Annotated in this window: 12 protein-coding genes; 2 read left to right on the top strand and 10 right to left on the bottom strand. The window is 70.3% G+C overall.

The features are described 5' to 3' along the window. Positions 1-25 precede the first annotated feature (25 nt). The 8 genes from mraY to mraZ are packed head-to-tail and all read right to left on the bottom strand — an operon-like array spanning position 26 to position 8,438. Positions 26-1,204, bottom strand: coding sequence for a phospho-N-acetylmuramoyl-pentapeptide-transferase (gene mraY, locus D7X32_RS20850; protein ID WP_120604320.1), 1,179 nt, complete (start codon positions 1,202-1,204; stop codon positions 26-28). Further along, entirely contained in the window at positions 1,204-2,604 is a 1,401-nt protein-coding gene (locus D7X32_RS20845) for a UDP-N-acetylmuramoyl-tripeptide--D-alanyl-D-alanine ligase (RefSeq protein WP_120604319.1), read from the bottom strand. The genes mraY and D7X32_RS20845 overlap by 1 nt, the downstream gene beginning before the upstream one ends. 27 nt (positions 2,605-2,631) lie before the next feature. After that, positions 2,632-4,170 carry a UDP-N-acetylmuramoyl-L-alanyl-D-glutamate--2,6-diaminopimelate ligase gene (locus D7X32_RS20840; protein ID WP_120604318.1) on the bottom strand — a complete coding sequence of 513 codons (1,539 nt, stop codon included), beginning with the start codon at positions 4,168-4,170 and terminating at the stop codon, positions 2,632-2,634. Between the two features lie 51 nt (positions 4,171-4,221). Next, on the bottom strand, positions 4,222-6,243 hold the full coding sequence (locus tag D7X32_RS20835; RefSeq protein ID WP_120604317.1) for a PASTA domain-containing penicillin-binding protein: 2,022 nt from the start codon (positions 6,241-6,243) through the stop codon (positions 4,222-4,224). After that, on the bottom strand, positions 6,240-6,632 hold the full coding sequence (ftsL, locus tag D7X32_RS20830) for a cell division protein FtsL (protein WP_120604316.1): 393 nt from the start codon (positions 6,630-6,632) through the stop codon (positions 6,240-6,242). Before ftsL ends, D7X32_RS20835 begins: the two co-directional genes overlap by 4 nt. Continuing rightward, positions 6,629-7,597 carry a 16S rRNA (cytosine(1402)-N(4))-methyltransferase RsmH gene (gene rsmH, locus D7X32_RS20825; protein ID WP_244239107.1) on the bottom strand — a complete coding sequence of 323 codons (969 nt, stop codon included), beginning with the start codon at positions 7,595-7,597 and terminating at the stop codon, positions 6,629-6,631. Before rsmH ends, ftsL begins: the two co-directional genes overlap by 4 nt. Next, entirely contained in the window at positions 7,554-7,937 is a 384-nt protein-coding gene (locus D7X32_RS20820) for an STAS domain-containing protein (RefSeq protein ID WP_120604315.1), read from the bottom strand. Before D7X32_RS20820 ends, rsmH begins: the two co-directional genes overlap by 44 nt. A gap of 48 nt (positions 7,938-7,985) precedes the next feature. Next, positions 7,986-8,438: a division/cell wall cluster transcriptional repressor MraZ gene (gene mraZ, locus D7X32_RS20815; RefSeq protein WP_120604314.1), complete on the bottom strand. Its 453-nt coding sequence runs from the start codon at positions 8,436-8,438 to the stop codon at positions 7,986-7,988. 238 nt (positions 8,439-8,676) lie between these two features. Between mraZ and D7X32_RS20810 the strand changes: the two genes are divergently transcribed. Further along, on the top strand, positions 8,677-9,387 hold the full coding sequence (locus D7X32_RS20810; RefSeq protein ID WP_120604313.1) for a PilZ domain-containing protein: 711 nt from the start codon (positions 8,677-8,679) through the stop codon (positions 9,385-9,387). Between the two features lie 33 nt (positions 9,388-9,420). Here D7X32_RS20810 and D7X32_RS20805 read toward each other — a convergent pair whose 3' ends face one another. Continuing rightward, positions 9,421-11,229, bottom strand: a complete 1,809-nt coding sequence (locus D7X32_RS20805; protein WP_120604312.1) for an acyl-CoA dehydrogenase FadE — start codon at positions 11,227-11,229, stop codon at positions 9,421-9,423. Between the two features lie 179 nt (positions 11,230-11,408). Continuing rightward, positions 11,409-12,155: a hypothetical protein gene (locus D7X32_RS20800; protein WP_439329015.1), complete on the bottom strand. Its 747-nt coding sequence runs from the start codon at positions 12,153-12,155 to the stop codon at positions 11,409-11,411. A gap of 199 nt (positions 12,156-12,354) precedes the next feature. On the opposite strand from D7X32_RS20800, the gene D7X32_RS20795 reads away from it, so the two are divergent. After that, positions 12,355-13,418, top strand: a 1,064-nt coding sequence (locus tag D7X32_RS20795) for a serine/threonine-protein kinase (RefSeq protein WP_244239106.1), incomplete at its 3' end; no start/stop codon positions are given.

Below are 13,418 nucleotides of genomic sequence, written 5' to 3'. Positions count from 1 at the left end.
GCCGACCTCGAAGGGGGCAAAGCGACTAGCGCAGTTTCAGGGACAGCAGGGCCACGCCACCACAGAGGATGGCGACAATCCAGAAACGCACGATGATCTTCGGCTCGGCCAATCCCTTGAGCTCGAAGTGATGGTGCACGGGCGCCATCTTGAAGACGCGTTTGCCCGTCATCTTGAAGGACGCCACCTGGATCATCACGCTCAGCGCCTCCGCGAAGAAGATGCCGTGGATGATGGCGGACACCACTTCGTTCTTGGAGAACACGGCCAGCGCCCCCAGTGCGCCGCCCAGGGCCAGCGAGCCGATGTCGCCCATGAAGACGGACGCCGGGTAGGTGTTGAACCAGAGGAAGGAGATGCCCGCGCCCACGATGCTCGCGCAGAAGACAGCCAGCTCCGCGCCGCCCGGCACCTGGAGGATGCCCAGATAGCGGTACAGCGGCGTGGCCGTGAGCCGCGTCACCCCGTTCACCGTCTCCGTGTCCGCGATGTGCAGCGTGGTGCCCGCCACGTAGCAGAGCACGCAGAAGGTCACCGCCGACACGATGGTGGGCACGATGGCCAGGCCGTCCAGGCCGTCCGTGAGGTTCACCGCGTTGGACGTGCCCACGATGACGATCCACGCGAAGACGACGTAGAACCAGCCCAGGTCCGGGTTGAACCAATGGGACGGCACGAACGGCAGCGTGAGCCGCGTGTCGATGAGCAGCGTGGGCCCGAAGGAGCCGTCCGCCTTCGTCCACGTGCACATCAGGCCGAAGATGGCGATGAGGTAGAAGACGGTCTGCAGCACCATCTTCTTGCGCCCGGCCAGGCCCTTGGAGTTGCGCTTGGACAGCTTGAGCCAGTCGTCCAGGAAGCCGATGAAGCCGTAGCCGAAGGTGAGGAGGATCATCACCCAGACGCCGCGGGACTTCAGGTCCGCGAACAGGAGCGTGCCCGCCGCGATGCAGATGAGGATGAGCGCGCCACCCATGGTGGGCGTGCCCTTCTTCTTCTGGTGCGTGTCCGGCGTGTCCTCGCGCACGTTGCTCTGCCCGTGCTGCTTCAGGCGCAGCCGCGCGATGAGGCGCGGCCCGATGAGCATCCCCAGGAGCAGGGCGAAGACGCCCGCGGCGATGATGCGGAAGGTCGGGTAGCGCAGGAAGTTGAGGACGCGCCCGGCCTCGGTGTTCTGGATGAGCTCGTACAGAAGGTACAGCACTAGTGACTCCCTCCAGGGGGTGACGCGCCCGTGAGGGCCGCCACCACGCGCTCCAATCGCATGCCGCGACTGGCCTTCACCAGCACCACGTCACCGGGCGAGAGCCGGGGCGTCAACCACGCCACCAATGGCTCCACTTCGGTGAAATGGGCGGCGGAATCTCCCATGTCCGCGCTTCCCAGGCCGCCCGCGGAGCGGGGACCGAAGAACGCGACCAGCTTCGCGTGCCGCGCGACGAGCTCACCCAGCCGGGCATGCTCCTCCGCCTCGCCCGCGCCCAGCTCCAGCATGTCGCCCAGCACCGCCACCGCCCGGCCACCTTCCGGCACCAGCGTGCCCAGCGTGACGAGCGCGGCCTCCATGGAGGCCGGGTTGGCGTTGTAGCAGTCATCCACCACCGTGACGCCGTTGCGGCCGTCCACGATGTTGAGCCTGCGCGCGTACGGCCGCGCGGACTCCAGGCCCTTCACGCACTCCTCGGGGGAGTAGCCCAGGGCCAGCGCCGTCGCGAACGCCGCCGTCGCGTTCTGCGCGTTGTGCGGCCCCACGAAGTGCAGGCGCACCGGCCAGTCCTTCCCCTGGTAGCGCACTGTGGCCACCATGCCATCGCGGCCCAGCGTGTGGACCGCGGTGAGGCGCACGTCCGCCCCTTCCGCCCGGCCGAACGTCAGGTGCTTCGCGCCGCTGCGCGCGGCCTGGCGCACGATGAGCGCGTCGTCCACGTTCACCACGGCGGTGGACTGGGGCAGGAGCTCGCGGAACATCTCCCCTTCCGCCTCCGCCACGCCCTCCAGGCTGCCCAGGCCCTCCAGGTGCTCCGGCTGGACCACGGTGATGACACCCGCGTCCGGCTGCACCTTGCGGGTGAGCCTTTCGATTTCGCCCGGCTGGTTCATCCCCACTTCGATGACGGCCGCCACATGGGACGGCTCCAGCCGGAAGAGCGTGAGCGGAACGCCCACCTCGTTGTTGAAGTTGCCCTCCGTCTTCAGCGCGGGGCCTCGCGTGGCCAGGATGGCGCCCACCATCTCCTTGGTGGTCGTCTTCCCGTTGGAGCCCCCCACCGCCGCCACCGGAATCTGGAAGCGGCGGCGGTGCAGCGCCCCCAGCCCGCCCAGCGCGGCCAGGGGGTCGTCCACTTCATAGAGCGCGAAGCCCGGGGGCAGGGCCGGCAGCGCCCTCCCCCGCTTCACCACCGCTCCGGCCGCTCCCTGGCGCTGGGCCCCGTCCACGAAGTCGTGGGCGTCGAAGCGCTCGCCCTGCAGCGCCACGAAGAGGCACCCGGGGGTGAGCGACCGCGTGTCGGTGCAGACGGCGGGAAAGCCCGCGGCAACGGGCTCCCCGCGCCGGGTCGCACCCGTCGCCTGCACCACCTCGTCATCGGAGAATCGAGCGGCCATGGAGGGGGGTGTTGGCCTTGAGAAGGGTCAGCCCGGGATGCGGTTGGCCAGCGCGCGCGCGGCGACCTCGCGGTCGTCGAACGCGAGCTTCTCCGTGCCCACCGTCTGGTAGGTCTCGTGGCCCTTGCCGGCGATGAGGACGACGTCCTCATCCTTGGCAAGGTTGATGACCTGCTCGATGGCGGCGCGGCGGTCCGCGTCCACGAGGTAGCCCTTCTCCCCGACCTTCGCCTTGCCCGCGGAGATGCGGCGCAGGCCGCCCTTCTCCAGGCCCGGCGTCACCTCCGCGATGATGGCCTCCGGGTCCTCCGAGCGCGGGTTGTCGCTGGTCACCATCACCAGGTCGGCACCCTCCGCGGCCACGGTGCCCATCAGCGGGCGCTTGCCCTTGTCGCGGTCGCCGCCGCAGCCGAAGACGACGATGACGCGGCCCTTGGCCAGCGTGCGCGCCGCCTCGATGGAGCGCTTGAGCGCGTCATCCGTGTGCGCGTAGTCCACCAGCACGGCCGGCGCGGGGCCGCCGCGGTGGTTCTCCGCGCGGTCCATGCGGCCGGCGACCTGGGACACCAGCTCGATGCCGCTCTTCACGTCCGAGCGGCTGATGCCCGCGCCCAGCGCGATGCCGGCGGCGAGCATGATGTTCTCCAGGTTGTGGGGCCCCAGGAGCTTGCTCTTCACCTTGATGTCGCCCGCGGGCGTCTTCAGGGTGGCCTCGATGCCCTTGAGCGAGTAGGCGGCGTCCGCGGCGCTGATTTCCCCCGCGCCCGTGCGGCTGAACTTCCACGCCATGCGCTTCTGGCCGCGCAGCTCGTTGTAGATGCGGCTGGCGAAGGTGTCGTCGCCGTTCACCACCGCGGTGCCCGTGGCGCCCAGGTTCTCCACGAAGAGCTTGCGCTTCACCTGGAAGTACTCCTCCAGGTCCTTGTGGTAGTCCAGGTGGTCGCGGGACAGGTTGCTGAAGCCCACGGCCTTGAAGGTGAGCCCGTGCACGCGCTCCTGCGCGAGCGCGTGGCTGGAGACCTCCATGACCACCGTCTCCACGCCCGCGTCCACCATCTCGCGGAAGATGCGGTGCAGCTCCAGCGGGTCCGGCGTGGTGTTGGCCAGCTCCGTCGTCTTGCCGTTGAACTTGTAGCCCAGCGTCCCGATGACGCCCGGCGGGTTGGCGCCCGTGTACATGGCGGCCGTCGCGAGGATGGCCTCCAGCAGGTACGTCGTCGTGGTCTTCCCGTTGGTGCCCGTGACGCCCAGGAGCGTCAGCTTGTCCGCGGGGCGGCCGTGGAAGTTGGCCGCGATGAGGGCCAGCGCCTTGCGCGCGCTGCTCACCTTGAAGAACGGCACCTGCGAAGACTGCCCCTGCTTCTCCGACACCACGGCCACGGCACCGCGCGATACGGCCTCACCAATGAACTGGGCCCCGTCTTCCTTCAGGCCCGGCACGGCGATGAAGAGATCCCCCGGCTTCACGCGCCGCGAATCCTGCGTCACTCCCGTGACGTCGACCGCGGAACGGCCACCCGAGGTCTGCTCGGCCCCACACCCTGCGAGGACATCCGTCAGCTTCATCTCTTCCCCTTCACACGCATTGCTGATGCGGGGCCTGGAAAGGACACGGCCTCATTGCCGCGTCGCCAGTTCCAGCGTCACCCGAGCCCCCTTCTCCACCAGCGCACCGGCGGGGGGGGTCTGAGATACGACTTGTCCACTGCCTTGCAGCTGTGGCTCCAACGCCGCGGCGAGCAACTTCACCACGGCTTCACGTCCTGCCTGACCCTGGACATCCGGCACACGCACCGTGCCGGGCTCCGGGGTCTCGGTCACCGCATCCTCCAGACCGGCCCGGACGGGCACGGCCTTCGCCAACGCCTTCGGTGCCGGAGGGGGCACCACGGGCGCGGCGGCCGCAGCCACCTCGGCGGGTGCCACCGTCCGGGACGGGGGCACGGCCAGGTGGGCCATGGCAGCGGTAGCGATTTCCTTGAAGGCAGGGGCAGCCACGTTCCCCCCGTATACGTCTGTCTTGGGTTCGTCCACCACCACGAGAATCACGGCGCGCGGGGCCTCGGCCGGCACCATGCCCGCGAACGACGCAATGCGTTTGTCGGAATACCCCCGTGCCACGGGGTCCGCCTTCTGCGCCGTGCCCGTCTTGCCGGCCACCCGGTAGTCGTCCATGGCGGCCTTGGGCGCGGTCCCTCCCTTGACCACCACGCTCTCGAGCATGCCCACGACCTGCCGCGCCACCCTCTGGGAAACGACCCGGCGGAGCTCCGTGGGCTGGTTCTCCAGCAGCACCACGCCGTCCGGGTCCACCACCTTGGAGACCAGGTACGGGCGCATCAGCACGCCGTCGTTGGCCAGCGCGCCGTAGGCCGCCGCCAGCTGGACGGCGGTGGAGGTCATGCCCTGGCCGAAGGATTGGGTGGCCAGGGAGATGTCCGATTTCGGAAACGGGATGACGCCCCGGCTCTCCCCGGTGAGCGCCAGACCGGTGCGCTCCGCGAAGCCGAAGGCGTGGTAGCCGGCCACCATCTTCTCCCGGCCCAGGGCCTCCGCGACCTTGGCGGCGCAGATGTTGGAGGACACCTGGAGGATGCCCTGCGCGTTGAGCCAGCCGTGCGGGTGGGTGTCGTTGATGGTGTGGCGGCCAATGCGGAAGGCGCCGTTCTCACAGAAGAAGAGCGTGTCCGGGGTGATGGCCTTCTGCTCCAGCGCGGCGGCCACCACGAAGGCCTTCATCGTGGAGCCGGGCTCGAAGGCGTCCAGCGCGGCGCGGTTGCGGATGGCGTTCTTCACGCCGTCCTCCGGCGTGTTGGGGTTGAAGCGCGGGTTGTTGGCCAGCGCCAGCAGCTCTCCGGTGCGCGGATCCAGCACCACCGCCATGCCCGCGACGGCCTTGGCGTCCTCCACGGCCTTGGCCAGCGCCTTCTCCGCGACGTACTGGAGGTGGCGGTCCAGCGTGAGCGTCACCGCGGCGCCCTGGCGCTCCAGCGGATCCATGGCGCCCTGGACCATCAGCTTGCGGCCCTTGGCGTCCCGGAAGCCGGGGGTGCGCGAGTTCTGCCCGGACAGCTCGTCCTCGAACGCCAGCTCCAGGCCCTCCAGGCCGTGGCCGTCCGTGCCCACCATGCCGACGATGTGCGCGCCCAGCTCGCGCTGGGGATAGAAGCGCTTGGGCTCCTTGGTGAAGCCCAGGCCGGGCAGGCCCAGCGCCTTCACCGCCTCCACCTCCTGGGGCTTCGCCTGGCGCTTCACCCACGCGAAGCGCTTGGCGCGGGACAGGCGCGCGGCCACGTCGTTGCCATCCAGGTGCACCGCGCGGGCGAGCTGACGCGCCGCCTGCTGCACGTTGGGGAGCATGGACGGGTCCACCCAGATGGAGTCCACCTCCACGCTCTGCGCCAGCGGCGTGCCGCGCCGGTCGAAGATGTCACCGCGCCGGGCCGGGATGTCGATCTGCCGGACGTACTGGTCCTGCGCCAGGCCGCGCAGCTTCTCCTGCTGGAAGACCTGGAGGTAGACCGCGCGGCCGAACGCCGTGCCCAGCAGCGCCAGGAACAGCCCGAACAAGAGCTGGACCCGCAGCCGGAGCCCCTTCGTGTTCGACTCCGGAATCCGCGCGCTCTTGAGGTCCCTCACCGCTGGGTCCCCCGCTCCGCCACGCGGACGGCGGGCGCCGCCGAGCGGGCCTGCGCGGTGCCCGAGCCCTTCACGCGCTCGTCCGCCAGGGACACCACCGCGCCGCCCTTGGGCATGGCCATGCCCAGCTGCTCGCGCGCCACGCGCTCCAGGCGGCCCGGGGCCTTGAGCGTGGCCAGCTCCAGCTTGAGCCGGTCGTTCTCCCGGGTGAGCGAGCGGCTTTCGCCCTCCGCGTTGGACAGGCGGTAGCCCATGTCCACCACCAGCACGCGGCTGGTGACGTGGAGGATGCCCACGCCCGCGAACAGGGCGAAGAGCATGACGGCGGGCAGCAGGTGCATCAGCACGCCGGCCACGGACACGGAGGGACGCGAGAGGGCCTTGCTCATCGGATTTTCTCCACCGCGCGCAGGTGCGCGCTGCGAGACCGGGGGTTGGCCTCGACTTCCGCTTCGGAAGCCGCGACGGCCTTCTTGGACACGAGGGCGAAGTCACCCTGGCTGTTGCACACGCACACCGGGAAGCCCGGCGGACAGGTGCACCCGCCCACCAGGGCGCGGAAGGCTTCCTTCACCTTCCGGTCCTCCAGCGAGTGGAAGGAGATGACCGCGGCGCGGCCGCCCACCTTCAGCAGCGAGGGCAGCGCGGCGAGCAGCGCGTCCAGCGCCTCCAGCTCGCCGTTCACCGCCATGCGCAGCGCCTGGAACGTGCGGGTGGCCACGTGGATGCGGTCCGGCCACGCCTTGCGAGGCACGGCGCGCTTCACCACCTCCGCGGCCTCCAGCGTGCGCTGGGGCAGCGCCTTCTTCAGCTCCCGGGCAATGGGGCGCGCGAAGGGCTCTTCGCCGTAGTCCTTCAACAGCTTCGCCAGGTCGCGCTCGTCCGTTTCGGCGATGAGCTCCGCGGCGGTCATGCCGGTGTCACCCATGCGCATGTCCAGCGGGCCGTCCTTCATGAAGGAGAAGCCGCGCTCGGCCACGTCCAGCTGGGGCGAGGACACGCCCAGGTCCACCAGCACGCCGTCCACGGGCAGGAGGTCGTGCGCCACGCGAGGCAGGTCCGCGAAGTTGCCCTGCCGGGCCTGGAAGCGCGCGTTGCCACCCATGCGAGCGGTGGCCGCCGCCAGCGCCACGGGGTCCCGGTCCACGCCCACCACCGTGGCGCCCCGGGCGAGCAGCGCCTGGGTGTGGCCACCGCCGCCGAGCGTGCCGTCGAGGATCACCTTGCCCTCCGCTGGGTTCAGCAACTCCACCGTCTCGTGGAGCAGGACGGTCTGGTGCTGGAAGTCCAAGGAAGGCCCCGGTGCGGTGTCAGACGAAGGGAGCGCGCGCGAGCTGGAAGGCGGCCCGGGCATCGTTCATGTGCGGGTACAGCTCGAAGGCGTCATGGGCGCCGGCCGCGCGGAAGATGGCGGCCAGGTACGGCGACAGCCCGGACAGCTTCACGTCACCACCGGAGCGGCGGAACGCGTCCGTGCGGGCCATCAGCGGCCGCACGCCGCGGTAGTTCAGGTGCGACACGTCCGCGAAGTCCAGGACGACCTGGCGCGTGCCCCGGTGCAGCCGGTGCATCAGGTCTTCACACAGCTTGAGCAGGTCCGCCTCCTCCAGCTCGCCCTCCAGCATCAGCGTCTCCACGCGCTCGGACGACGCCACCACCGCCCTGTTCCGACGAACCTCCTGCACCTGGTCCATGCGCGTACCCACCCTTCTCCTGCGAACTTGAGGCTGTCGACTTCCTGGCTACGGCTGGCGCAGCTCGCCCAGCACCCGCAACACGTCCGGGGAGGTGGCTTCCTGGCGCGCGTCCTCCTGCGCCTTCGCCCAGCCGTCCAGACTCCAAAGCTCAATCACCTTCACCATCCCCGCCCACACCACGTCCTTCTCCAGCTTCGCGTACGCCCTGAGTGACGGCGGGATGAGCAACCGGCCCAGCTTGTCCAGCGGGCACTCCTGCGCGCTGGCCACGTACAGCCGCATCAACGTCTTGACCCCCGGCTCCATGGGGTTGCGCCGGGCGAGCGCGGTCTCCAACGCCTCCCACTCCCGCACCGGATAGGCGTGGAGGCAGGGGTCCAGGGCCGTGGTGACGATGAGCCGCTCGTCGTAGGCGCCCACCAACGTCTCCCGCAGCTTGGCCGGGAGGCTGGTGCGCCCCTTCGCGTCGATCTGGTGCTCATAGACGCCTCGGAACACGCGGGACGATCCACCTTTTCAGCCCAGCACGGGACGGACCACCACTCCTTCCCACTTCTTACCCCTCTGCGGCCGGCATACATACGCGCCCCCCCCAGGGGGGTCAAGAAACCGCGCAACAGGCTGGAACACCGCGCGCCCGCCGGCGGACATCCGCTGGGGCACGTGCCGGACGGCCTACCTTCGGGGGTGGGGTAAACTTGAGTTTTTCCGCTCCCAGGCTGAGAGTGCCGGGCGCGTGAGCACGAACGTTCGACTGAAGGTGGCCTACAAGACCCCGCAGTCGCTGGTCGGTGAGTACACCCGCAGCGTGGGTCAGGGCGGCGTCACCCTGGAGACGCGCAAGGCCCTGCCGCTGGGCACCCGGTTCACCTTCGAGCTGCACGCGGGTGGCATGCCGCGTCCGGTGGAGGTGCTGGGCGAGGTCATCCGGGTGGAGCCCCGCCCCGGCGAGCGCTTCCTGCTCACCGTGCGCTACGACCGCGCGGAGGATCGCAGCCCGCTGGACGCGGTGCTCCAGCACATCTTCGCCCAGGAGGAGCAGAACGGCCTGCGCCGCTTCCCGCGCATCCCGCTGCACCTGCGCGCCCAGGAAGGCGACCCCAAGGCCCCGTCCTTCTTCGTGCGCGACATCTCCCGCGGCGGCGTGGGCCTGGAGGTGGAGGCCCCCGCCCTGCCCCGCGAGGTGCAGGTGGGCACGCCCTTCCTCATGGAGATGGACATGCAGGAGGGCCCGCTCCTGCTCCACGGCGAGGTGGCGTGGACGTCGTCGGTGCCGCGCAAGGGTGTGGCGCAGGCGGTGACGCCGGGCTTCGGCGCGACGTTCGGCCGGCTGCGGCCGGACATGCTCCAGCGGCTGGAGGCCCTGATGGTGCTGGAGCACCTGCCGCCCGCGCCCTGGCGGGCCCGGGTCAGCTTCGGTCTGGATGCCGTGTCGCGGATGCCCTGACGTACGGGCAGGGCACCCGCGCGCTTCAACCGGTTACAGCGGGTTGTACGGGTAGCCGCCGGCCTCTTCCAGGCCCGCGACCACCGTCTCGCGCAGCTCCGCCGGGTCGTACGGAGTGAAGGCGTCCAGCGCGGCCAGGCGCTTCAACTCCAGCGTGAGCGCGTCGCCCTTGAGCGTGGCGCAGAGGGCGCGGCGGGTGCGCTCGAAGGCGCGCGCGGTGGACTCCATCGCGTACAGCCGCACCAGCGCCACGCGCACGGGGTCCAGCACGCCGCTGGTGGCGGCCTGCCGGGTGCGCGTCACCATGGAGTCCAGCGCGTACGCGTCCATCACCACGTCCGCCAGCGCGGCCATGACCTCCTGGTGCTTGTCCAGCTCCGTGCCGAACGCCTCCGCGGCCAGGCGCATGCCGTGGATGGCCAGGTGCTTGGCGCACTCGGCGGCGATCTCCTCGTGGGCCAGCGCGTCCTGGCGGCCCGCGCGGGGACGCTCGCCCCGGCTCAGCTCCTCCGCCACGGAGCGCGCCTGCGCGAACAGCGGCAGGTCGCCCTTCACGGCGCGCTTGAGCAGGATGCCCGTGATCAGCATGCGGTTGATTTCGTTGGTGCCTTCGAAGATGCGGTTGATGCGCGCGTCGCGGTAGGCGCGCTCCACCGGGTACTCCTCGATGTAGCCGGCGCCGCCGTGCACCTGCACCGCGTCGTCCACCAGGAAGCCCAGGGCCTCCGAGCCGAAGACCTTCATGATGGAGGCCTCGGTGGCGAACTCCTCCATCGCGGCGATGACGTGCGCGTCGTAGTCCGTGTCCGAGCGCTCCTTCGCCGCGAGCCGCCCGTCCACCAGCCCCGCCGTGCGGTACGTCATGCTCTCCACCGCGTAGACGAGCGTGGCCATGCGCGCGAGCTTCTCGCGGATGAGCGGGAACGTGGCGATGGGCGCCTTGAACTGCTTGCGCTCCTGCGCGAACTTGAGCGCGCTCTGCAGCTGCAGCTTCATGCTGCCGATGACGCCCGCGCCCAGCTTCAGCCGGCCGTAGTTGAGGATGTTGAAGGCGATGCGGTGGCCCTTGCCCAGCTCGCCCAGCAGATTCTCCACGGGCACCAGCGCGTCCTCGAAGTAGAGCGGACACGTGGACGAACCGCGGATGCCCATCTTGTGCTCCTCCGGGCCCACGGTGAGGCCCGGGGTGTCCTTCTCCACGATGAAGCCGGTGAACTTGTCACCGTCCACCTGCGCGAAGACGACGAACACGTCCGCGAAGGCCGCGTTGGTGATGTAGAGCTTGGAGCCGTTGAGCACGTAGTGCTTGCCGTCCTGGGACTTCACCGCCTTCGTCTTCGCCCCGCGCGCGTCGCTGCCGCTGCCCTGCTCCGTCAGCGCGTACGCCGCCACCCATTCCCCCGTGGCGAGCTTGGGCAGGTACTTCGCCTTCTGCGCCTCGTTGCCGAACCACACGATGGGCAGCGACCCGATGCCGGTGTGCGCGCTGGACGTCACCGACCAGGAGCCCAGGAGGCTCATGGCCTCCGCGAGCAGCAGCGACGTCGTCTTGTCCAGGCCCGTGCCGCCGTAGGTCTCCGCGATGTCCACGCTCAACAGGCCCAGCTCGCCCGCGCGGCGCAGCAGGTCACGCAAGAGCGCGTTGTCCTTGCCCTCGATGCGCGCGGCCTGGGGCAGCACCTGCTCACGGCAGAACTGGAGCGCCGTCTTGAAGAAGAGCCGCTGCTCCTCGGAGAACCCTTCCGGGGTGAGGATGCGGGTGGAGCCCACCTCCTGGAAGAGGAACGTCCCCCCAGCGAGTACATCCTGGGGACGGGAAGCGGGCTCGGTTACGGCGACCATCGACGACCTCCGGGGAGGGAGCACTGCCCTCCGAAGCCTTCAGGGGAAAAGGCGCGCGGCACATTAGGGCGCGCGGACCGACAGGGGTAGTAGCGGCGCGAGCCCACCACCTCAATGCGATGCGGACTCCACCCCACGTGCGTGCCCGGCCGGAGGGCGGGAGGGTTCGGGGTCCCTGATTACCGGGAACCCGCGTCCGGCGCGGGCCGGGGCGTGGGGTACACGAGGCAGAGCGTGTCGAAGAGCCCCTCTTCCGGCGCGACGTACGTGCCGCCGAGCGCCCGCGCCACCTGCACCATCTCCGTGCCGAACGAAGGGACAAGGCACAGGTCGTCCGACGTGGTGAAGCGCCCCTTCAACCGGGCCAGCTCCCGCCGCAGCGTCGCGATGTCCTGGCGCCCGCCACGCACGGGCACGGAGGGGCCGTTGCGGTCCGGCCCCGGCAGCTTGCCCACGCTGGTGGACAGCTCGAAGCCATCCGCGCGCTGGATGATGCGCAGCTTGCCGGGCGCCACCTCCTCCAGCCACGCGCGGAAGCCCTGTTCGTCGCGCAGCACCAGCCGGTAGGCCACCGGCGCGTCCGGATGCTGGAGCCACACCGCCGCCGCCTGCGCGCGGAGCACCGCCAGCGTGTCAGACACCTGTGCGAGAAACGTGTCCGCGTCCTCCACCGCCATGAGCACATCCCTGCCACGCACCCGCTCCGCGAGCCGGCCCGCGTCCTGTGGCCGGGCGGAAAGGAAGGTCTCCGTGCCCAGCCGCACCCGGTCTCCCGAAAGCTCCAGCCGGAGGACGTCGTCCGGAAGGGGCTCTCCGTAGGCGGGCGCGGAGTCGGGTGCGATGTTCGCATCCGCCCACGTGCCCGCGTCCCTGGCAGCCGGCGGACGGGCCTCCGCCTCCACGCGGAGTGGGGTCTCGGGGGACACCTCCGGTGCCGGTCCCACAGGGGTGGACTCGCGGCAGCCGCCCAACGACAGGCAGCTCACGAACAGGAGGAAGAATGCAGGGTTACGGGAACAGGCTGGCGAGCGCAGCGGAATATTCCACCCTGAGCGTCTGAATGGCCTCATGATAGCGTCTCGCGGTTTTTCCGAAGGACTCCCCTCTACCGGAGCCGATTCGAACGTGCCGCCGCCTTCCGCCGGCTTCCAATTCGGAAAGTACAAGCTGCTCGAGCGCATCGCGACGGGCGGCATGGCGGAGATCTACCGCGCGCGGATGACGGCGGTGGCGGGTGTCACGAAGCCGGTGGTCATCAAGAAGATCCTCCCTGGCTACGCGGACGACAGCGCGTTCGTGTCCATGTTCATCAACGAGGCACGCATCGCGCTGGGGCTGTCGCACGGCAACATCGCGCAGATCTTCGACTTCGGGGAAGTGGAGGGCGAGTACTTCCTCGCGATGGAGTGGGTGGACGGCCACCCGCTGTCGAACGTGATGCGCCGGGCGCGGGAGAAGGGGCTGCCCGCGCTGCCGCCACCGCTGGCGGTGCTGGTGGCCATCGACATGCTGCGGGGGCTGGCGTACGCGCACACGCGGCTGGACGACAACGGCCGTCCGCTGCACATCGTCCACCGGGACGTGAGCCCGCAGAACGTGCTCCTCTCCTTCGAGGGGCAGGTGAAGCTGGTGGACTTCGGCATCGCGCGGGCGCGGCTTGCCGGACGCAGCGACACGAACACGGACGTGGCGAAGGGCAAGTACGTCTACTTCGCGCCGGAGCAGGCGCGCGGCGAGGCGCTGGACGCGCGCACGGACGTGTTCGCCGCGGGCACGGTCCTCTACGAGATGATCTGCGGGCGCCGCCCCTTCGAAGGCTCGCTCCAGGACGTGCTGCGCAAGATCGTCCAGGGTGACTTCCCCCGGCCCCGGGAGTGGACCCCGGGCATCCCGGCCGCGCTGGAGCGCATCCTGCTCACCGCGATGTCCACCAGCCCGGAGCAGCGCTACCCCACCGCGCAGGCCTTCGCGGAGGCGCTGGCGCGGCAGCTCCACATCACCGCGCCGGACGTGTCCGCCAGCGACCTGGGCCACTTCATGGGCTACCTCTTCGAGCCGGAGCTCGTGGAGGCCGGCCGCCCGGTGCAGCTGCCGCGCGAGTTCATCGCGAGGGTGGGCCGCTGGAGCGGCGTCGCCGAGCCGCCGCCCGTGCCGACGCCGCCGGAGCTGCCCCGCCAGCTCCCCGAGCC

This window comes from Corallococcus carmarthensis, assembly GCF_003611695.1.
Taxonomy (GTDB): Bacteria; Myxococcota; Myxococcia; order Myxococcales; family Myxococcaceae; genus Corallococcus; species Corallococcus carmarthensis.
This window is presented reverse-complemented; position numbering and strand designations above follow the sequence as displayed.

What these genes read in the sequence shown, in the direction of transcription:
- D7X32_RS20845 (WP_120604319.1), bottom strand. Translation starts at nt 2,604, where the DNA reads ATGGCCGCTCGATTCTCCGATGACGAGGTGGTGCAGGCGACGGGTGCG.
- D7X32_RS20820 (WP_120604315.1), bottom strand. Translation starts at nt 7,937, where the DNA reads ATGGACCAGGTGCAGGAGGTTCGTCGGAACAGGGCGGTGGTGGCGTCG.
- D7X32_RS20805 (WP_120604312.1), bottom strand. Translation starts at nt 11,229, where the DNA reads ATGGTCGCCGTAACCGAGCCCGCTTCCCGTCCCCAGGATGTACTCGCT.
- rsmH (WP_244239107.1), bottom strand. Translation starts at nt 7,597, where the DNA reads ATGCCCGGGCCGCCTTCCAGCTCGCGCGCGCTCCCTTCGTCTGACACC.
- ftsL (WP_120604316.1), bottom strand. Translation starts at nt 6,632, where the DNA reads ATGAGCAAGGCCCTCTCGCGTCCCTCCGTGTCCGTGGCCGGCGTGCTG.
- D7X32_RS20840 (WP_120604318.1), bottom strand. Translation starts at nt 4,170, where the DNA reads ATGAAGCTGACGGATGTCCTCGCAGGGTGTGGGGCCGAGCAGACCTCG.